The organism is Xylanibacter rodentium (assembly GCF_013166575.1).
Classification (GTDB): domain Bacteria; phylum Bacteroidota; class Bacteroidia; order Bacteroidales; family Bacteroidaceae; genus Prevotella; species Prevotella rodentium.
This window is the reverse complement of the sequence record NZ_JABKKE010000019.1, coordinates 47799-68838: the sequence shown is the minus strand read 5'-3', so window position 1 is coordinate 68838 and position 21040 is coordinate 47799. Positions and strand designations below refer to the sequence as shown.

Here is a 21040-nt window from a genome sequence, read left to right as displayed (position 1 = left end):
ATTACTAAATTTGTAACAGTTATGACCCAACAACCAATGAAACAAACAACAATGAAGACGATGTTAAAGGCCGTTTTATGCCTCTTGACAATCCTCTATCCCATTGTTTCCACAGCCACCGATGCCGACGAATTTGCACGTCTGCGGGCCACGGCCGACAGTCTGCACTCCATCGGCCGCACCGACTCGGTCATCGTCGAAGGCAACCGCGCTCTCGAGATGGCCCGCCACAGCGGCAACGCCTCGTGGCAGTTGGGCGCACACACTTCGCTCGGAGTATTCATGAGGTCGTCGGGAAAGATAGACGAAGCGCTGAAGCACTACGACGAAGCACTCAAAATAGCCACTACCGACAGCTTCCGCAAGCAGGCCGACGAAGAAGCTCTCGAAGAAGTAGCCGCCCTCTACGTCAATCTGGCCACGCTCCACCTCGACATGGCCCACAAGACCGAGGCCACACAGTATGCCGTCACCGCGGCCGAATGGGCCGAACAGTGCGCCGACCGCGATTTCAAAGGACAGATATACAGCGCCGCAGGCTCCGTGCTCACCGCTGCCGGCCAGCCCGACAAAGCCCTCACCTACCAGCAGCGCAGCTACAAATACGCCATAGAGACAGGTAACAACGACGGTGCCATGCGTGCCGCCGCCCACATCATGCTGACCTGCGACCGCCTCGACCGCCGCAAGGAAGCGGCCGAATGGCGCGAGCGATGCCGCAGTCTGCTACCCCGCGTCACCTCGGTGATGTCGCGTCTGATATACTATCAGGCCGAATGCTCCATCTGCATGAAGCGCCACGACTACCGTCCGGCCATAGCATGGTTCGACAGCATACTCCACCTCGACGGCATACAGCAGCTGCCGTTCGTGATGTACGACTGCTACAACAACATGCATGAAGCCTACTCCAACCTCGGCGAGCACCGCCTGGCCTACGAGACGCTGCTGAAGAGCAATGCCGTGCGCGACACCCTCTACGAGCAGCAGAAGGCCGAAAGCATGCGCGAGCTCACAGTGAAATACAATGTCAAGGAGAAAGAGTTGGCCCTGGCACTCAGCAAGGCCGCACAGGCCGACACCCGCTTCCGCCTCGCCGTGGCACTGGCTGTGCTGGCAGTAGTGGTAGCCCTCTTCGCCATATACGCCATGGTGCAGCGCCGTCGCCGCCACGAACGCGAGATGGAGTTTGCCGCCCTGCGCCACGACACTGAGCGCCAGCTCACCACCCGATATGTCGAGGGACTGGAGAACGAACGCGCACGCATGGCCCGCGAACTGCACGACGGTGTGTGCAACGACCTCACGGCCATGCAAATGATGCTCAACGACGAGCACCCCACATCGCCCCTACTGCCACAGCTCGACAGCTGCCGCGAACAGGTGCGCCGCATATCCCACGAGCTGATGCCGCCCGAATTCAACTACGCCACCATCGACGAGGTGCTGCGCTACTATATATATAAGGTAGACAAAGCCACAGCCGACAGCCGCTGCACCTACACCTCGGCACCCGACGATGCCGACTGGAGCGTGGTGCCCGACGACGTGTCGCTCGAGATATACCGCATAGTGCAAGAAGCCGTGGGCAACGCCATAAAGCACGCCTCGGCCCGGACCATCGGCGTAAGCCTGAACCGCACCGACAGCGGCATAGAGCTCACCGTGAGCGACAACGGCAAGCCACGCCACACACAGGCCGCAGGCATAGGCCGCCGCACCATGAAGCAGCGCGCAGCCGCTGTGGGCGGCAGTCTCACGGTGACGGCAGGCGACAACGGCACCACCGTAAGGCTGTCGTTGCAGCGTTTCCGGAAAGACTGACGGGCGCAATGCCCCGTTCAAACTTTGGATGGCGGGAACACAAAGTATAGAAACGAATTAAAACAACCCCTATATTAATATGAGCGAGAATATTGATTTGTCCGAATTGAGGATTGCAGTGGTAGACGACCATAACCTTGTACTGGAAGGCTTTCGCAGCCTGCTCACCCGCAACGGGCTGCGCCATGTGGAGCTGTTCCGCAGTGCCGCTGCCCTCACGGACATCCTCCGCACTCGTACATACGACATTTACATCATCGACGTGGAGCTGCCCGACATGGACGGCTTCCTGCTGATTGACGCCATACGCGAGGCATGGCCCTCGGCGCGAATCATCGTGAGCACCATCCACGACGAACTGTGGACAGTACGCAAACTCGTTGCACGCAACGTCGACGCCATAGTATACAAGTCGCTCGACATGGCACACGTGATGGAGGCCATACGCGATGTGTCGTGCGGCGAACATTACTATTGCGACGAGGTGATGACGGCACTCGGAATGATGCGCAACGGCATCGACCACCCGTCGCAGCGCGAGATGGACGTGCTACAAGCCATCGCCGGAGGACTCACGTCAAAGGAGATAGCACAGCGCCTGTTCATCTCCGAAAACACCGTTGAAGCCCACCGCAAGAGCCTCTTCCAAAAACTCGAGGCCCGCAACATCGCCGACCTCGTTATGAAGGCCGTGAAGCGAGGATATATCGGGCCGATATAAAAAAGGGCCCCACCCGACCTCCTCCCCAAGGGGAGGTGAAGTGCAGGAACCATAATCAAGGACGCACAAGCCATCACCCACGCAGGGGCGCACGGCTCGTGCGTCCGAAATGTTTCCATTCGATTATCACAAATCCACATCAGAAGGGTGATGCGAAATGCAAAGCCACAAACCCCATTGGTTTGTGGCTTTTGCCATGAAACAATGTCATTATACCCGTTATGGATTCGCACGACATTGATTATGCTGCCATCACTTCCCCTCCCCTTTGGGGAGGTTGGGTGGGGCCCCCTCATTTTTCCCACAAGAATTATCCCGACAGGCGAAAAAATCACGGAAAGCCGTAATTGTCTGATATTCATATTTTACATATATTTGCAAAATAATATTTTTTAATCAAAATCTTATCCAATTATGACCAGCAGACTATTACTATTACTGCTCGCCGCCGGATTCGGAGCTGCCGGCGGATATGCACAGAAGCAGACCGAAGTGACGCACTACAAGTACGACATCAACATGTATGCCGACATCAACGGTGACGGCACCATGGAACAGCTCGAGAAAATCGGCCGCACCATCTACGACTATCCCGAGGGCAGCCTGCCCGGCCCCGTGGTGGGCTACGGCGAGGGAACGTATTACCTGGAAGCGGAGCCCGTTGAAGACTATCTGCGCGTTGCCGACGGAGCATGGTACTTCAGGTTCCGCATGATAAAGATGGCCATATTCAATGAGAACGACATGCTGCCATACGAAGAAGGTATGGAAACATGGGAAGACTTCAAGGGTACGACATTCGTATACGATGGCGATGGGGCGTCGATGTCGGTGCCCTATCCCGAAGGCCGCGAGCCCGACATCAAGGAAGACTTCAATGAAGACTACATGCAAGGCCAATACCACTGGTTCCGCATCACGTCGCAGGAGGATGTTAACGCGTGGCTCAACATCAATTACGGAGGCTACGAAAATCGCACCTACACATATTACAACGACAAGTTGTGGAAAATATTTGCCGGACAGGCCCCCTCGCACAACGAAGCACGCATAGCATGGGTCGACTTCAACGGCACGGTGAAGATGTATATCGACGGCACCGAAGAAATGGATTTATTCACAACCGGAGCATACTACAAATGTATGAGTGCCGACTATAATGCCGACGGTATCGCCGACGTGATGCTGCGGTCGGGCAGCTACGAAGATGGCGACCTTGTAATAGCCATGAGCGGCCCCGACGGATATACACTGAAGAACACGGGGCTGAAAGCAAATCTGATATTCAACTGCGTGGTAGACCTGAACCGCGACGGACGCCCCGATCTGTACGGATGGGAAACACAATCAACAGGAGGAACGATTAGCTACCATCATCCCACAACATACATACAGACTGCCGACGGCAAATTCGTGCGCAAGCGACTCAGCGTGGTTACCGACCAGGCTGAAATCGACGACGCCACATTCAGCAGCGGCAACAACGGCACGTTCAGCACCAGCTATATCAACATGAGCGGTATGAGCGGTGGCAAGGGTATGGACGCGAGCACCGGAATGACCTCGGAAGTAATGAACACTGCTGACATCAACGGCGACGGCTATCCCGATCTGATACAGGGTCAGGGCCAGTCGTTCCTCTCGCTGCCCGACGGCCGCTATTACTCGGCGGTGTTCAACGGCAACGTGACGACGTCCGACCTTAACGGCGACGGCATCTCCGACATGATTATCTTTGACAGCAAAAACAAGCAGGTGGTGCTGCACCTGAGCAACGGCGCGGGCTTCGACATGCAGCAGCTCATCGAGAACGGCAACATATCGGCCATGTTCTGCCGCGACCTCGATGGCGACGGGCTCATCGACATCCTGCTCACCATCAACACGCCGCGCAATGAGAACTACGCCTATCTGGCATTCTTCAAGAACAACGGCGACGGCACTTTCCGCCGCACGGTGCGCACACTGGAGGGAGAGCACGAGTTTTCAAAGCCGTTCGACCTGAACAACAACGGACGACCCACAATCATATCCCATCTGAAGTCACCTAACTACGGCTATAAGCGGATAGACTGGGACGAGAGCTTCAAGCTGACACAGACCGACCTGTTCCCACGGCCGGAAGACACTCCGATATATAAGAACGGCCCGCTGATGGAGTTTGCCGACTACGACGGCGACGGACAATTAGAGATAATAGCCGACCTGCGCAACGAGCTCGGCAATTCGCAGACTTACCTGTACACCCCGGCAATGGTCAACGCCAACACCGCCCCGCAGCGCATGGCGGCACCGGGAGTGATAGCCGACCGCAGCAACGGTACGGTGAAGATTGAGTGGCAGGCGGGCACCGACAGCGAGACCAAGCCCGTAGACATGGCTTACGACGTAAAGGTGAGCACCGCCGACGGCGGCAACGTGCTGATGCGCGAGTGCAAGGTCACGCAGCTGATAGCCAACTCGGGCTCGTGGCCCATGGGCACACTCAACGTGAGCGTGCGCGCCAAGGACACAGGCGGCAGGCTCGGCGAATGGAGCGAGGCGTCACCGTTTGTCAACGAGGCTGCCAACGCCCTGTTCACCATGGACAAGGCGGCCATGACCACTACCGAGACGCTCACTGTGAGAACCGTAGACGGCAGCGAAGCTACATTCCGCGCCATGCCCGACGGCACGGTGACGGCACTTGCCGACGGCTACGCCACCATCACCTTTGCCACTGCCGGCCGAAAGACCATCACGGCCACGGCTCCCGGCGGAGGCTCTACAATGGCACGCATAAGCGTAGACCCGCTGAAGAGCGAGCAGATATACAAATCGCTCGGCGAATCCTTCAGCAAGGGCTTCGACTTCAACCAAAGCGGAACGATAGAAGGAGTGGGCAGCAACAGCAAGCTGTACACCTACGAGGACGGCAAGTATTCGTACTATCCCGCGTTCAGTCTGTCGGACACATACATCAACCCCATAACCTTTGCCGACCGCAACATGGACGGACAGCCCGACATCTTCGGCACACACTTGAAGAACGGCACCACCTATCCGTGGCTCGTAAACGACGGCGAGCTCGAGTTTAGCACTCCGCAGGTGAACTACACCGACCTGAACGGCAACCCGTGGAATTTCCACTATGTGGAGCATACGGCCGACTTCAACAACGACGGTCTGCTCGACTATATATACGAAAGCAAGATATACCGCGGCACGGCCGAAGGCGGCGTGGAGTATGTGCCCTTCCCCGAGATAGACGGATGGCAGCCCAATGGAATATCCCATGTGGCCGACTTCAACCGCGACGGCCGCATCGACATCCTCATGCGCTACTACAACCCGAGCAATCCTAAGGGCGAAAGATTCTCAACCTACATACTGCGCAACGAGGGCGGCATGACGTTCACCCCGATGGTAGTGTTCGACCGCAAGGAGGTGTCGGCAGCCATGATTGCCGATGTCGACAACGACGGCTGTCCCGACCTCGTCATGCAGGACGATGAACTCTTCAAGGCCTATTGCGGCGGAAAGGACATGACCGAATGGAAGTCGATGCAGCTGCCCGGACTGCCCATCATCACCGACCTCGACAACGACGGACTGTGTGACTATACGACAGACAATATCAATGACTTCCAAGGTGGCGACAGTCTGCTGCTGAGCAGCATGAACGGCGTGAAGATGGCAACAGGCGACTCGGAAGCCTGGTACGGCTTCAATATCAAGAACGAGGCCCCCGACTTCAACCACGACGGACGCCCCGACCCGGGTTCGCTGATACTGTCGCGCTTTGAGAACACTGCCCCGACGGCTCCCGCCGAGGTATTTGCCAACACCGTGGGACGCTACGTAACCGTGAGCTGGAACGGTGCCACCGACAACGAGACGCCCATCGACCGTCTGCGCTACAATGTGAGCATAAAGAAGAAGGGCGCACACGGCGCCGGCAGCTATGTAATATCGCCGCTCAACGCCACCGACAGCAAGGCTGTAACGGCACCCGCACTCTATCCCCACTACCGCTACGGCACACAGATGGAAATACCCATCGACCGCTTCGAAGCCGGAACTACCTACGAGGTGTGTGTGCAGACGATAGACCCGTGGCACGCCCACTCACCGTTCTCGAAGGTGTTTGAGTTTACCCCGCAGGCCACAGCCCTGATAGGCATGGCACAGCGCGGAGACGTGGGCATGCAGATGCCGATACAGATATACGACAACAGCGGAGCCGAACCGGTAATCGACGCCGACGGAGGCACCGTGAACGGCCGCATCATCACATGGAACACACCGGGACTGAAGACGGTGAAGGTGACTGCAGGTGCGGCACAGGCCGAGCACCGCATACTCATCGTCGACCGTCCGATGCTGCGCATCACCCTGCCCGAGCGCATACTCACAGGCGAGCCCATATCTGTAGCCATGCCCGAGGCTCTCACTGCCAACGAGGGTGCCAAGGCACGCGTATGGGGTGACGACGGCATGGAGGTGGTGTACGACGCACAGAGCAACACCGCTACAGTGACACCGCGCGGCAACGGCGGCCATACATTATATATATCGTATACCGACGACGTGTTTACATCGGCCATACAGGAATATGCCGAGACCTATGCCACAGGCGCAGGCTTCCGCCCCGAACTGACAATGGTGGGCGTTGACGCCGCCACGGGCAAGAACCGCATCGACTGGAACGCCGGCATGAAACTGCCCGACGCCACGATATTCAACGGTACGGTGGCCATTTACCGCGAGACAACCGTCGCCGGCGACTTCGAGAAGATTGCCGAGCGCTCGATTGCCGACGGCAGCTATGTAGACGAAGACAGCCGTCCCGACGTGCAGAGCAACCGCTACATGATAAGCTTGCCCACCGCCTACGGCACGGAGAGCGCACCGAGCGCCATCCACGGCAGCATACACCTGATGGTGAACCGCGGCATGGGCAATGCCATCAACCTGCACTGGACTCCCTACGAGGGCGCCGTGATAAGCCAGTACACCATACTGAGCGGCACATCGCCCGAGGCTCTGCAGCCGCTGACCACACTGTCGGGCAACGCCCGCAGCTTCACTCACAAGCGCGAGAGCGACCGCACCACTTACTACTCGATAGCCTACACCCTGCAAGCGCCTGTACAGCAGGCCGCTGCCGCCGGCAAGGCCATGGCACCACGCAGCAACGAAGGTGCATCTAACGTGATAAGCAGTGACGACGCCTACAGCGTGACATTGGTGGAGAGCATCATCATCGGCACACGCGAGAACTCGTTTGTCATCGGACAGGAGCAGCCGCAGCTGCATCTCACGGCCATGGTAATGCCCGTGCTGGCTACCATCGGAAACGTGGAATGGAGCATAGAGCAGGGTGACAACCTGGCCACGATAGCTCCCGACGGCACTCTGAGCATCCGCGCCAACACCACGGGAGGCATAGTGACGCTGCAGGCACGCGCCATCGACGGCAGCGACGTGACGGCTACAATCGATATTACTGCCGGGACTTACACCGACGGCATCAGTTCAACCTCTGCCGCCACTGGCAAGGCTACGGTACGTCCGGGCTACCGCGAAGTGACAGTAGACCCGAACGGCACAACGGCCGACATCACCATCTACAGCATTGGCGGCGGCATAGTGCATCGCTCGGTGGCCCGTTCGGCCGTGAGCATAGCATTGTATCCCGGCTTCTACATCGTTAAAGCCGGCACAACAGTGCAGAAGATTGGAATAAAGTAATCTCTACTGACCGGAAAAAAATAACGGTATATAAATGAAAAGAGGCTGCGCCATGGTGAACTGCACCCCAAAAGTTTTATGTATAACTTTTAGGGTGCAGTTCATAATATTCTTGGCGGACAAATACAAGAATATGTCCCTACAAATTTAGAAACAGTTTCCTATTTTATATGTGTTTACTTATCAGAAACTAATCTTTCCCGATTCGTCACCGCGGCGATAAATATATACTCCCTTGCTCAGACGTACATCGCCAAGGCTGGCGAACGTACCAATCTTGACGCCGCCAAGCGTGTAAATATCCACAGGAGCATCGGCGGCAGCGGCCGGAATATCAGCGATGGCGTTGGCCGTAACCTTTGCACCAGCTTCGAGCTTGATGCAGTCCCACATCACACCGCCGTTCTTGCTGATGCCCGACATGGTGAAAGTCACGGTGTTGCGGCCTTTCTTCAGTGCTGATGCGGGGAACGAATGCTTCATGAGCCAGTGGCGTCCGCCAAGCACGGCACTGCGATAGATGGCGGCATCGTTTGTAGAGAAGCTCCATGTCTTTTTATTACCACCATTGACGGCAACATCCACTTTGGGTTTATTGGTTGCTCCGGCTGCCGATGCCGTGAGATATGCCGTTCCTGTATATGTATCGTCAAGGTCGAACGTCACCGTCCACATGCCGTTCTTTGTCTGTGCATAGTACCAGTCGGTAGCGGGATTGCTATTACCGACCACGTAATTCAAAGTGGCAGGCACCAGTTCCCACAGCCCATAGGCTCTGCACGTGTCGCTGTAACGGAATCCGTCGGACATGCGGTTGTTCTCGCCAATCTGCCACAGCTTGTGCTCGTAGGTGGCGGGAGTCCAGTCGATGTTGCCGAGACTCACGTTCTCATCGTCTATCACAACATCCTTCACCTGCAGTTCGTCGGTTATGTCGCCCTTCATGGCATAGCCGTAAAGCGTGTAGTTGCCTTTGCGCACATTGCGGATAGAGAAGTTACCCTCGACATCGGTGTCACCCCAGTAGATGTAACCCTTGCCCTGAAGATAAAGGTCGGTGCCCGTCTCGGCCAGTATCAGGCGGATGCTGTCGCAGGGCTGGCCCGTTACAATGTTCAGCCGTCCGCTCACAGTGGAACGATCGAGCGGATAAAGCTCGTTTTCAAACCATTCGAACGGCCACGCCTGCCGCTGCTCGTGGGCCTGCGCCTTGGCATCGGCAATCATCTCCTCCTGCGTTCCGCTGTTTACATAGATAAAGAACGGGCCGTATATCTTGCGTTCGCCGTCCTGATAATACTGCGCCGAGGCTCCAAGATGCTCGCCCTGAAGCATCTGTATCGTTATCGGCGACTTGCTTGTGGCATGCACCGTGAGCTCCTGCTTCATCGGTCCGCCGTTCATCCACTCGTAGCTGCACGGGATGTTCCACACGCCGTTCTTGCCGTTCATCAGTCCGTGCAGACTGTCGCGCACGCAGTAGTTGCCCCAGTTGTACTTGGTATATATCGAACCGTCGGCCATACGGTATGTCGCATCCTGCACGGTGTTCTCCGACTTCTCGGCCGTGACCATCTCGCTGTTCGACGGTATCTTACCGTTCATCAAGTCGTCCACATATCCGTTGAGGAATGTTGATGCAAGTCTCACGCATACACGCGTCTCCTTCAGTTTCACCGTTGACGACGTCGGGGTGCCGTTGGCGATGACATAGACATAAAGCCCGCTCACGCCTTTACGCATAATGAAACCCTGCTGGAACTGAAGGTCGTCGGTGGTGTTGGTGTAAAGCACCTCGCACATCTCGGGCGTACGCTTCACTATCTCGGCTTTTGAAGGCGACAGGGCACGGTTCTTGTCGGCCGTGTAGTCGAAGTAAATGCCGTTGCTTCCCATAAGGTTGCTGCTTCCGCCCTTGTAAGTCATCGTCTTTATGCGTCCATCGCTGCCTATGACGGCCTTCACCAGACCGTTGTCAAGAGTTGTGGACATGCCACTCTTGATCATCTTCACATCGTCCTGTGCCATGACCGATAACGACATCAGCGCACACACTGAAAGTAAAAATCTTCTCATTTTTGTCTGTTTTATATTATAAGTCTTTAAGCAATATCTCACGTGACTTGCGCAAATATTCTCTGCGCACTTCAAGAGCACTCAGCCAATTCTCGTTGTAGTGCTTGTCAAGTGGCAGGTCTATCTTCCATCGTCCCTGCGATTCCAGCCGGTCTATCATGACACCGAGACTAAGATTGTCAACATTCTCGGCCGGAACAAACTGCGACGCTTCCCCTTTCTCGTCCGACGTTATCTCTATCAGGAGCCGCGCCCCTATCATGGCATACAGCAAGTCATTGGCGATCCGTATCGGAATGCCGGTCTCCCCGCACAATTCAAGAGCCGTATATGGTCGTCCGCCCCTGTCAAACCGGCGGCATATGCGGCTCGCAAGTATTGTACACAGCATGATGCGATAACGATGGCTGATGTCGCTCGTCTTTGTATTATAATCATAATAGTCCAGATTCTGGTTCGTATAACAAAGTTCCGCCCCAAACAGACATATCGTCCATGATATCTGCATCCACAGCATGAACAGCGGCAGGGCGGCAAACGAGCCGTAGATAGCATTATAGCTGCTCACCCACATCTGAGAATGTATGTAGAAAAGCTGTAACCACTGCATGGCCACACCCGCCAATATACCCGGAACAATGACATAACGCACCTTTACATGAGTGTTGGGCATGAAGACATACAGCCCGATAAACATAGCAGACATCAGTATATACGGCAACAGTGCTATCAGAAAACGTACCATCGGCCCGAGCAACAGCAGATCGGGCATGCTGCCGGCCACCGTCGCAATGAATATCGAAAGACCGGACGTCAGAACAATCAATATTGGGAAAAGCAAGAGCATGGCCAAATAGTCAGTAAAAGTGCGGAAGATGCTCCGCTGTTTCTTCACCTGCCATATACTGTTGAATGCACTCTCAATGTTGCTCACCAGCATGAGTACCGTGTAGAACATAAAAACAAGACCGATACCAAGGAATACACCGCTTTTGGTGTGAACCAGATAACTGTTGACAAACTCAACAATGATGTCGGCCGCCTGCGGCTGCGACTTGAAGGCATCGCGAAACCACATCTCTATATATTTGTTATAGCCGAAACCACGGGCAATGGCAAAAACCACAGCCATTATCGGCACTATGGCCAGCAACGTTGAATAAGTGAGTGCCGCAGCCTGACTCATCACACGCTTTGTAGTGAAGAAACGTATGGTCAGTATCAGTTTCTTCAATATACTGTACAGAAGATAAACTAACGGAGACACGTCGTCACGCGACACCTGCCATATTCCCGTCTGTATGAAATGTATGATGTCCTGTATCTTTTTTTTCATCCGCTTTTATATTTAATTAAAAAAAGAAATCCCCGTGCACGTTATATTCCTACGACAATCCCTTGTACAAAATAAAAAAAGAAAGCAGTGGCCCTATAAGCCGGGTTCTGTCCCGCTACCGTTAACGGCAGCGGTGTCTGTCATTTATCTACTCCGTATGTCACCACACGGCTCAAGCATTCTACCCTCCGACGTAAGCATGCTTTCGGGCGGGCAACCCTCAGACGACGGTTTACGCGAACTTGCAGCCTCCGGATGGCACGGCCCGCCGATCACCCGACGGCCGGTGGTCTCTTACACACACCTTCTCACCCTTACCGTGGTCCGGACCAAATGCCTTTCGCACGGCGGTCATTCTCTTCTGCCATATCCTGCCGTCACCGACAGCTTCCATTTTCAGAAGCGGAGTGCCCTGCACTGCCCGGACTTTCCTCCCGCACCACAAAAGTGCCGGCGACAGACCGGACCGCTACTTTCCAACATGCAAAAGTACAGCAATTTGGCGGGATAACAAAATAATAGCACAATATTTTAACATATAATGCACATGAAGCCATATTGGCAGAATAATCGTTTTTTAATATTTGTAAAATTATAACGCCACTGCGCAAACAGCCGTTAACTGCATAAAAGCAACTGTTAAATTGCGACAAATATAAATGTCAAAATGACACAATCATAAAATTTGCTCCTATATTTGCAGTCACAAATCACAGAAATAACAATCAACAGAATAACATTAAACTATTTATTGAGATGAAAAAGATTGCAAATTATTTATTACCGGCGATTTGCCTCGTAGCAATCGTCTTTTCCGTGGCAGCATTCAACAAGGCCGGAGCGGCCACAACGGTAGCGGCAGCAGCAAGTGCTCCGGCCGGCCAACCGGTCGACCTGACATTCGCAGCCGAGAAAGCACTGCCATCCGTTGTGCATATAAAGTATGTGCAGAACAGCAAGATAAAGACAGTCGACGTACAAAGTGATCCATTCAGTGACTTCTTCAGCGACCCATTCGGCGGATTTTTCGGACGCGGTAACGGAGGCACACAAAAGCGTCAGGTGCAGACTCCCAGACGCACCGCCACCGGCTCGGGCGTGATAATATCCGCAGACGGATATATCGTCACCAACAATCACGTAGTGGACGGTGCAGATGAACTGACCGTGACGCTCAACGACAACCAGGAGCACTCGGCACGCATCATCGGAACGGACAAAACCACCGACTTGGCTCTGATAAAAATTGACGGCAAAAATCTCCCGGCCATCACCATAGCCAACAGCAACGATATCAAAGTAGGCGAATGGGTACTTGCAGTGGGCAACCCGCTCGGACTCAACAACACTGTCACCGCCGGTATCGTCAGCGCTAAGGCACGCTCACTGGGCGCCAACGGTGTAGAGTCGTTCATACAGACTGATGCCGCAATCAACGCGGGTAACTCCGGAGGTGCATTGGTTAACACCCGCGGTGAACTTGTGGGTATCAACGCCATGCTCTATTCTCAGACCGGTTCATACAGCGGATATGGCTTTGCCATCCCTACAACCATCATGAACAAAGTTGTGGACGACCTGAAGAAGTACGGCACCGTACAGCGTGCCATGATAGGAATACAAGGCAGCGACGTCAAGAATTATGTTGACATGCAGAAAGAACAAGGCAAGGAAATCGACCTCGGCACGATGGAGGGTATCTATGTGGCCAAGGTTGTGGAAGACGGTGCCGCTGCCGATGCCGGCATAAAGGAAGGTGACGTTATAACCGCCATTGACGGAGAAAAAGTGACACGTATGGCCGAACTTCAGGAAGTGATAGCAAAGAAACGTCCCGGCGACAAGGTTACACTCACATACCTGCGCGACAAGAAGAAGAAAACCGAAACGGTGACTCTGAAAAACGAACAGGGCAACACCAAAGTGGTGAAGAACGCAGACCTTGACGTTTTGGGAGCAAACTTCCGCGAGGTGACAGAGGCTCAGAAGAAACAGTTGGGCATCAACTACGGTCTTGAAGTAATAAAGGTTAACAGCGGCAAGATGAAAGAAGCCGGTATAAGCAAGGGCTTCATCATACAGAAAGTGAACAACCGGAATGTGACCACTATCAACGAACTGCAAGACATTGTCAAAGAGGCTTCAACAAGCAGAGAACCGGTGCTCTACATACAGGGCATGTGGCCCACAGGCAAGAAGGCTTATGCCGCTGTACCGCTGAGTGAATGAAAATGAAGAATGAAAAATGAAGAATGAAGAATTTGCTAATGCGGTAAACACAGAAAACCGGCGATAGTAAATTCTTCATTTCTCATTTTTCACCTTTTTCTTTGTCATTCTAAAAAATAAATTTAACTTTGCAACTAAGATAAACCCATACGGCCTATGAGACAGCTTAAAATAATCAAGTCAATCACCAATCGGGAGAGCGAGTCTCTTGAAAAATACCTTCAGGAAATAGGCCGTGAGGAACTTCTTACGGTAGAAGAGGAAGTTGAACTGGCACAACGCATACGCAAAGGAGACCGGAAAGCACTCGAACGGCTGACAAGGGCCAACTTGAGATTTGTCGTATCAGTGGCCAAACAGTATCAGAATCAGGGTATGAGTCTGCCCGACCTTATCAACGAAGGCAACGTCGGACTGATAAAAGCCGCCGAAAAATTTGATGAGACACGTGGATTCAAGTTCATATCCTATGCCGTATGGTGGATACGCCAAAGCATTCTGCACGCAATAGCCGAGAAGAGTCGCATAGTACGGTTGCCGCTGAATCAGATAGGATCGATGAGCAAGATAAACCGCATGCAGAGCAAGTTTGAGCAGGAACACGAACGTCATCCTTCGATAGAGGAAATATCAGAGAATATGGACATACCGGAAGAAAAGATTGACGACACTCTCAGAGTCACCGGCAAGCACATTTCGGTAGACGCACCGTTCACAGACGGTGAAGACAACAGCCTGCTTGATGTATTGGCAGACAACGATACACCAATGGTGGACAAGCCTCTGCTGATAGAATCGCTCAGAAAAGAAATCAACAGAGTTCTGCGATGCCTGAACATACGCGAACGTAACGTCATCGAATCATTCTTCGGCATCAACCGTAAGGAAATGACTCTCGAGGAAATCGGCGCGAAATACGGTCTTACACGCGAACGTGTGCGGCAGATAAAGGAAAAGGCCATCCGCAAACTGCGTATCAGCACAAACAACAATACGCTGAAACCATATTTAGGACAATAATATCAATAAATGAAATCATTTAAGTACATCTTGACCGCAGCCATATTCCTGTCAGCCGTTGCTGCAACGACGGGAGTATCGGCAAAGAGTAAGATGGTGCCGAGAATATACATGTTCGGATTCTCGGCGTCATTTACCGACTCCATTGTATACTTCACCAACGTTCAGGCCGTGGACAGTGCATGGGTGGAGAGCAAAGGTAACTACCTTTTGGGACGCGACAACTATTCCTATCAGTTGAAGAACTATTTTACCGACATGCAGAACATGCCCAACAGAACATGTGTCGTGGTTTTCTCAGAGAAGAAAAAAGAAGTCGAGGAGAAACTGATGAAGATGAAACGCAAGTATACAGTGAAAGCCAAGACACCGTTCGAAGTGCGTTACATAACCGACAGCGACTTCAAGTTCAAGGCCGTCGACATGACGCCATATAAGGAGGAGGAGTAAAGGGGCGGCCTCTCCCGACCTCCCCAAAGGGGAGGAGAACGGAGCACACGCGCCCATAAATAAACATCGTAGGGACATATTCTTGTATTTGTCCGGTCAATATATATCTATATATTATAAACGGACAAATACAAGAATATGTCCCTACATTTTACGTGAACATTGCCTTATATTCGCAGGCAAAATCATCTGCCCGCCATAAAAAACAAACCGATAACCACGCTCCCACCCATCGGAGGCGGAAGGCGCAGTTACCGGTTTTTCTTCAATTATTCAATTCAGAACTTATCGTCTTACTTTGTGTAGAGCGCAACGATTGTCTCATATTTCTCCTGCTTGCCACTGGTAGCCTTCGGCTCTTCCACCTTCTTGCCGTACTCGTAAATCTGCTCCAGGCTCAGCTTGCCATCCTCAAAGTCCTTGCCGATACCGCTGTCGAAGCTGGCATAGCGCTCGGTCAGCATTGCGGGCAGCTCGCTTTCCTCAAGAATCGCTGCTGCATTGAGCAACGCACGTGCCATGGCGTCCATACCGCTGATATGGGCGATGAATATATCCTCGGGGTCGGTAGAGTTGCGACGCAGCTTGGCATCGAAGTTAGAACCGCCGTTGCCCAGACCGCCATTGCGGATAACCTGCATCATTGCCTGTGTCAACTCGTAGTTGTCAATGGGGAACTGGTCGGTGTCCCATCCGTTCTGAGCGTCACCGCGGTTGGCGTCGATAGAACCGAGCATGCCATTGTCCACAGCCACAGCCAGTTCGTGCTCGAATGTGTGACCTGCCAAAGTAGCGTGATTAACCTCGATGTTCACCTTGAAGTCTTTCTCCAGTCCGTTGGCTTTCAAGAAACCGATAACAGTCTCCGTGTCAACGTCATACTGATGCTTTGTTGGCTCCATAGGCTTCGGCTCGATGAGGAACGTTCCGGTAAATCCCTTGGAACGTGCATAGTCACGTGCTGCAGTCAGCATCTTTGCAAGATGGTTCTTCTCACGCTGCATCTGTGTGTTTAGCAGGCTCATGTAGCCCTCACGTCCGCCCCAGAACACGTAGTTCTGTCCTCCGAGCTTGATGGTAGCGTCGATAGCGTTCTTGATCTGCACGCCGGCACGTGCCACAACGTCGAAGTCGGGGTTGGTAGCGGCACCGTTCATATATCGCTTGTTTCCGAATACGTTTGCAGTACCCCACAGCAGTTTGATACCAGTCTCGGCCATCTTCTCCTGTGCGTAGTCGGTGATAGCCTTCATACGAGCCTCATACTCCTCGATGGTAGCACCCTCTTCAACGAGGTCAACATCGTGGAAACAGAAATACTCGATACCCAGTTTCTGCATTATCTCGAAACCGGCATCCATCTTATCCTTGGCGCGCTGTACGGCACAGTCGGCCTTGTCCCACTCGTAGCTGCGGGTCTGCCCGCCAAACTGGTCGCCCGATGCTCCGCACAGTGTGTGCCACCATGCCATAGAGAAGCGTAGCCAGTCCTTCATCTTCTTGCCCATCACCATACGCTCCGGATCGTAGTAGTGGAATGCCATCACGTTCTTGCTCTCAGTTCCTTCGAAAGGAATTTTTCCTATTTGCGGAAAATACTCTTTTGCCATAATATTCTTAATTTAAAAGGTTTTATTATTGTTTAATCTGTTTCTCCAGTGTCTCTTTCCATCGTGCGTATGCTTCAAGATACTCGTTACGATGTGCCTCGTCTGGCTCTATCACCTGCAACTTGTCGAGTGTGGCAAACGCCTCGTTGTTGTCCTTGTATATGCCGGCACCGATGCCCGCACCCTTGGCCGCACCCACGCTACCGTCGGTGTCGTACAGTTCGATGGTGGCACCACTCACTCCTGCCAGCGTGTCGCGGAACAACGGACTGAGGAACATATTGGCACGTCCGGCGTGTATCTTGCGGATGTCCATGCCCATCTGCTGCATCACCTCCATGCCATAGCAAAAACTGAACACGATGCCTTCCTGGGCGGCACGGACGATATGTGCCTTGCCGTGCTTGTTGAAGTTTATGCCGCTCACCGAGCAACCTATCTCACGGTTCTCAAGCACACGCTCCGCTCCGTTGCCGAAAGGAATCACCGTAATTCCCTCGCTACCGATTGGCACGGAAACCGTAAGGTCATTCATATCGGCATAGCTGATACCTTCCGGTGCCACCGTACGGCGCACCCAGGCATTGAGGATGCCGGTGCCGTTGATGCAGAGCAATACACCCAGACGTGTCTGCTCTGCAGTATGATTGACATGTGCAAACGTATTGACGCGGCTCTTCGGGTCGTAGTTTACATCACCCAGCACACCGTATACCACTCCCGACGTGCCTGCCGTGGAAGCTATCTCACCCGGATTGAACACATTCAGGCTGAGCGCGTTGTTAGGCTGGTCGCCGGCCCGATATGTAATCGGGGTGCCTTCTTTAAGTCCCGTCTCGGCAGCGGCAGCGGCCGAGACACGGCTCTGTATACTGAAAGTGGGAACTATGTCTGATATGAGCGAACTGTCGAATCCGTAGTAGTCCATGAGAAAATCAGCGACACGCCCTTCACGGAAATCCCAAAACATGCCTTCGCTGAGTCCGCTGACCGTGGTATTGGCCTGTCCGCTCAAACGGAGAGCCAGATAGTCACCTGGCAACATTATCTTATGTATACGTTCATATATATGCGGTTCGTTTTCTCGCACCCATGCAAGTTTTGCAGCAGTGAAATTACCGGGCGAATTGAGCAGATGACCGAGACACCTTTCAGCGCCAAGATCTACGAAAGCACGCTCTCCATATGGCACGGCACGCGAGTCACACCATATTATGGACGGGCGCAGGGCCTTGTAGTCCTTGTCGACACATACCAGACCATGCATCTGATAAGAGATACCAATGGCTGCTATTTCGTCGGCCGTGACACCTGATTCGGCCATTATTTTCTTCAAACTCAATTTTGCGTTGTCCCACCACATTTGCGGATCCTGCTCGGCCCATCCTGCCTTTACAGCAATGATAGGTGCTTCACTTTCAGGATAGAAAGCTGTAGCTGCACATTTGCCCGTATCCGCATTTACCAACGATGCCTTTACAGAACTGCTTCCGACATCGAATCCTAATAAATATCTGTTTGCCATAAATTAATTTATCGGTTGTATATATAATACGATTATTACTATCAATTCCCCCTGCTCCACCACTATATTTTTTCAGGGCAAGGATATTTTTTCATATCAAGCCGTCGTACCGCGACAAAATCCGTATATTAAGTTCTTCAACAAATTTAATACGTAAGCAGGTTTTCATAAATTAATCGTACGTAACCGCAACATCATTTATCTTTACTTTAACATGTGTTAAACGACATCACACGAGCATTTCTCTGCTATGTCCCCGAAAACAGCGATTTTAGAGCCAAACGGGGAGTACTGATAATCAGCATGTTACGTCAGTGTGGCTTTGTCAAGAAAGCAGAGAGGGCCGTTTTGCAATGCAATAAGGCCGTTATTGCATTGCGACGGCGGCCTTATTGCAATGCGAAACGGCCCTTACGGGAGTGTCGGGAGGCCCTTACGGCATGTCTGACATGCAAAAAAGGTGTGTCAAGAAAGCAGAGAAGGCCTCCCGGCTTTTCTATTTCGAGAAAAAAGAAAAGTTAAAATTTCGGAATTAACAAGACAATGACAATATTTCACGTTATCATCATCATAGTATCTCAAGTATTATTATACAGACCTGTTGGAGTTATGACCGGCCGTTTATGTACGATTGACAGGTTTGTTATCTTACCTTCGTCCAATCAGTACAGAACCGGCTGTTTTCTAATTTTTGGCATGGGAAAAGCGGAAATACAAAGATGTTTCCTGGAAAATTTTACAAAAAAACACGAACCGCTTGACTTTATAAAAAAGATTTTATTATCTTTGCAAATTGAATATACAAGATTGTCGGCCGGTCTATCGTATTCTGACCGATATGTTTATTGTATGTCCTTTAAAATATTAACGTACTAATCAAATTCGAATATGAAAAAGAAAATACTGATATTGGATGATAAGGAGACTATAGCCAAAGTACTGTCTATATATCTCATGAGTGACTATGACGTACAATGGCTTCCCGACGGACTACAGGGAGTGAAATGGCTTCAGGAAGGCAACACACCAGATCTTATTATATCAGACATCAGAATGCCCGAAATGCGCGGCGATGACTTTTTGGAATGGATCAAGCAAAACGAACTTTTCCGCCATATTCCCGTAATAATGCTAAGCAGTGAAGACAGTACGAGCGAACGCATCAGACTGCTTGAAATCGGCGCCGAAGACTATATCGTAAAACCTTTCAATCCGATAGAGCTGAAAATCAGAGTGAAGAAAATTCTACCGAATTAACTTAAAAACCAAACATCAAGCTGATTATGATAGGTGTTGTATACTTAGGAAACAATCCGAAAACAGAGGAACGCCTGAAATACATTCCGGGACAACTTGTAACAACTGCAAAGACATACAAGGAAGCGGCAAAGGCATGTGTACCCCGGCAAATTACCCACAAAGAATATTTTATTGTTTTCTTCGAACAGAATGTGCTCAACGAGGACATCACAGCCATCACGTATCTGCAAACAAACTGCAAGAACATATATATAATATTGCTGACAAACGAATTGTCAGAACAAGACCGCAGAAAATATCAGCAATGCGGCGTGAACGATACGATAAGCAAGGAGGCATCCGTAACGGAAATAAACAAGAAAATACAGTTCATTTACGACCGAAAGGAAATTCTTTTCGACAGCAAGGAACCGAAATACAAGATTCTGCAATTCAAGATGCCACTATGGAAACGTATTTTCGACATCATATTCTCAAGCATTGCAATAATAGTACTGTCGCCGGTGTTCCTTATTACGGCCATAGCAATAAAGATGGAAAGCAAGGGTCCGGTACTGTTCAAGTCGAAAAGAGTGGGTACCAACTACACCATATTCGATTTCCTGAAATTCCGCAGTATGTATACAGACGCCAGCGAGCGACTCAAGGAACTTAGCAAAACCCAGAATCAATATACCCGTAAAGCCACTGCCGACAACGACAATATTCCGAACAAGACATCGCCACTCGCAGAACAGACAGAACCGACTATGACGCCAACCGGCGTAGGAGCAGAAATAATGATAAACAACGAGGAAGTGATGCTTGTGGGAGACGACTTTCTGGTGGCAGAAAGTGAATTCAACAAACAGAAAGACGAAAGCATCAACAATGCGTTCGTAAAAATAGAAAACGACCCACGCATCACCAGAGTCGGCCGGTTCATTCGCAAATACAGCATCGACGAATTGCCGCAACTGTTCAACATACTGCGTGGAGACATGTCGATAGTAGGAAACCGTCCCCTGCCGCTATACGAAGCCGAAAAACTGACTGACGACAACTGCATAGACCGCTTTATGGCACCAGCCGGCCTCACCGGCTTATGGCAGGTGGAAAAGCGCGGAAAAGGCGGCGCCATGTCGGCTGAAGAGCGCAAGCAACTGGACATCATCTACGGTCAGACATACAATTTCGCCATGGACATGAAGATTATACTGCGTACATTGACCGCTTTCGTACAAAAGGACGATGTATAAGCCGGTCCGAAGTTGGGA

At 52.0% G+C, this 21040-nt stretch carries 12 protein-coding genes and 1 other RNA gene; 8 read left to right on the top strand and 5 right to left on the bottom strand.

All coding sequences use genetic code 11. The features are described from left to right. Positions 1 to 51 precede the first annotated feature (51 nt). The 3 genes from HPS55_RS11070 (at position 52) to HPS55_RS11060 (ending at position 8278) form a co-directional block, all read left to right on the top strand. On the top strand, positions 52 to 1824 hold the full coding sequence (locus HPS55_RS11070) for a tetratricopeptide repeat-containing sensor histidine kinase (protein ID WP_172178177.1): 1773 nt from the start codon (positions 52 to 54) through the stop codon (positions 1822 to 1824). A gap of 79 nt (positions 1825 to 1903) precedes the next feature. Continuing rightward, complete coding sequence (locus tag HPS55_RS11065; protein WP_172178176.1) at positions 1904 to 2545, top strand: response regulator transcription factor; 642 nt, start codon at positions 1904 to 1906, stop codon at positions 2543 to 2545. 414 nt (positions 2546 to 2959) lie between these two features. Continuing rightward, entirely contained in the window at positions 2960 to 8278 is a 5319-nt protein-coding gene (locus HPS55_RS11060; RefSeq protein WP_172178175.1) for an FG-GAP repeat domain-containing protein, read from the top strand. Between the two features lie 183 nt (positions 8279 to 8461). Here the strand turns inward: HPS55_RS11060 and HPS55_RS11055 are convergent, their stop codons facing one another. From HPS55_RS11055 to rnpB, 3 genes are all read right to left on the bottom strand, one after another. After that, positions 8462 to 10354 (bottom strand): polysaccharide lyase family protein, encoded by a 1893-nt coding sequence (locus tag HPS55_RS11055; protein ID WP_172178174.1) that lies wholly within the window; start codon positions 10352 to 10354, stop codon positions 8462 to 8464. 16 nt (positions 10355 to 10370) lie between these two features. Beyond that, the gene (locus HPS55_RS11050; RefSeq protein ID WP_172178173.1) at positions 10371 to 11690 is read right to left on the bottom strand and encodes a YihY/virulence factor BrkB family protein; all 1320 of its coding nucleotides are present in this window, start codon (positions 11688 to 11690) and stop codon (positions 10371 to 10373) included. Positions 11691 to 11770: 80 nt separating this feature from the next. Continuing rightward, positions 11771 to 12163: RNase P RNA component class A (rnpB, locus tag HPS55_RS11045), an RNA gene on the bottom strand. A 283-nt stretch (positions 12164 to 12446) separates the two neighbouring features. Here rnpB and HPS55_RS11040 point away from each other — a divergent pair. The 3 genes from HPS55_RS11040 to HPS55_RS11030 all read left to right on the top strand — a co-directional run bounded on the left by HPS55_RS11040 (position 12447) and on the right by HPS55_RS11030 (position 15389). Next, positions 12447 to 13919, top strand: a complete 1473-nt coding sequence (locus tag HPS55_RS11040) for a Do family serine endopeptidase (RefSeq protein ID WP_172178172.1) — start codon at positions 12447 to 12449, stop codon at positions 13917 to 13919. Between the two features lie 156 nt (positions 13920 to 14075). Further along, positions 14076 to 14939, top strand: coding sequence for a sigma-70 family RNA polymerase sigma factor (locus tag HPS55_RS11035; RefSeq protein ID WP_172178170.1), 864 nt, complete (start codon positions 14076 to 14078; stop codon positions 14937 to 14939). Between the two features lie 9 nt (positions 14940 to 14948). Further along, positions 14949 to 15389 carry a hypothetical protein gene (locus HPS55_RS11030; RefSeq protein WP_172178168.1) on the top strand — a complete coding sequence of 147 codons (441 nt, stop codon included), beginning with the start codon at positions 14949 to 14951 and terminating at the stop codon, positions 15387 to 15389. A gap of 293 nt (positions 15390 to 15682) precedes the next feature. On the opposite strand, the gene xylA is transcribed toward HPS55_RS11030, so the two are convergent. Further along, a complete protein-coding gene (gene xylA, locus HPS55_RS11025) occupies positions 15683 to 17002 on the bottom strand; it encodes a xylose isomerase (protein WP_172178179.1) in 1320 nt (439 codons plus the stop codon). Between the two features lie 22 nt (positions 17003 to 17024). After that, positions 17025 to 18524 carry a xylulokinase gene (locus tag HPS55_RS11020; protein ID WP_172178166.1) on the bottom strand — a complete coding sequence of 500 codons (1500 nt, stop codon included), beginning with the start codon at positions 18522 to 18524 and terminating at the stop codon, positions 17025 to 17027. 888 nt (positions 18525 to 19412) lie between these two features. On the opposite strand from HPS55_RS11020, the gene HPS55_RS11015 reads away from it, so the two are divergent. Next, positions 19413 to 19781, top strand: coding sequence for a response regulator transcription factor (locus HPS55_RS11015; protein ID WP_172178164.1), 369 nt, complete (start codon positions 19413 to 19415; stop codon positions 19779 to 19781). Between the two features lie 26 nt (positions 19782 to 19807). Continuing rightward, positions 19808 to 21022: a sugar transferase gene (locus tag HPS55_RS11010; protein WP_172178162.1), complete on the top strand. Its 1215-nt coding sequence runs from the start codon at positions 19808 to 19810 to the stop codon at positions 21020 to 21022. The last annotated feature ends 18 nt before the right edge of the window (positions 21023 to 21040 follow it).

What these genes read in the sequence shown, in the direction of transcription:
- HPS55_RS11020 (WP_172178166.1), bottom strand. Translation starts at nt 18,524, where the DNA reads ATGGCAAACAGATATTTATTAGGATTCGATGTCGGAAGCAGTTCTGTA.
- HPS55_RS11035 (WP_172178170.1), top strand. Translation starts at nt 14,076, where the DNA reads ATGAGACAGCTTAAAATAATCAAGTCAATCACCAATCGGGAGAGCGAG.
- HPS55_RS11040 (WP_172178172.1), top strand. Translation starts at nt 12,447, where the DNA reads ATGAAAAAGATTGCAAATTATTTATTACCGGCGATTTGCCTCGTAGCA.
- HPS55_RS11015 (WP_172178164.1), top strand. Translation starts at nt 19,413, where the DNA reads ATGAAAAAGAAAATACTGATATTGGATGATAAGGAGACTATAGCCAAA.
- HPS55_RS11050 (WP_172178173.1), bottom strand. Translation starts at nt 11,690, where the DNA reads ATGAAAAAAAAGATACAGGACATCATACATTTCATACAGACGGGAATA.
- HPS55_RS11060 (WP_172178175.1), top strand. Translation starts at nt 2,960, where the DNA reads ATGACCAGCAGACTATTACTATTACTGCTCGCCGCCGGATTCGGAGCT.
- HPS55_RS11065 (WP_172178176.1), top strand. Translation starts at nt 1,904, where the DNA reads ATGAGCGAGAATATTGATTTGTCCGAATTGAGGATTGCAGTGGTAGAC.
- HPS55_RS11030 (WP_172178168.1), top strand. Translation starts at nt 14,949, where the DNA reads ATGAAATCATTTAAGTACATCTTGACCGCAGCCATATTCCTGTCAGCC.
- HPS55_RS11070 (WP_172178177.1), top strand. Translation starts at nt 52, where the DNA reads ATGAAGACGATGTTAAAGGCCGTTTTATGCCTCTTGACAATCCTCTAT.
- HPS55_RS11010 (WP_172178162.1), top strand. Translation starts at nt 19,808, where the DNA reads ATGATAGGTGTTGTATACTTAGGAAACAATCCGAAAACAGAGGAACGC.
- HPS55_RS11055 (WP_172178174.1), bottom strand. Translation starts at nt 10,354, where the DNA reads ATGAGAAGATTTTTACTTTCAGTGTGTGCGCTGATGTCGTTATCGGTC.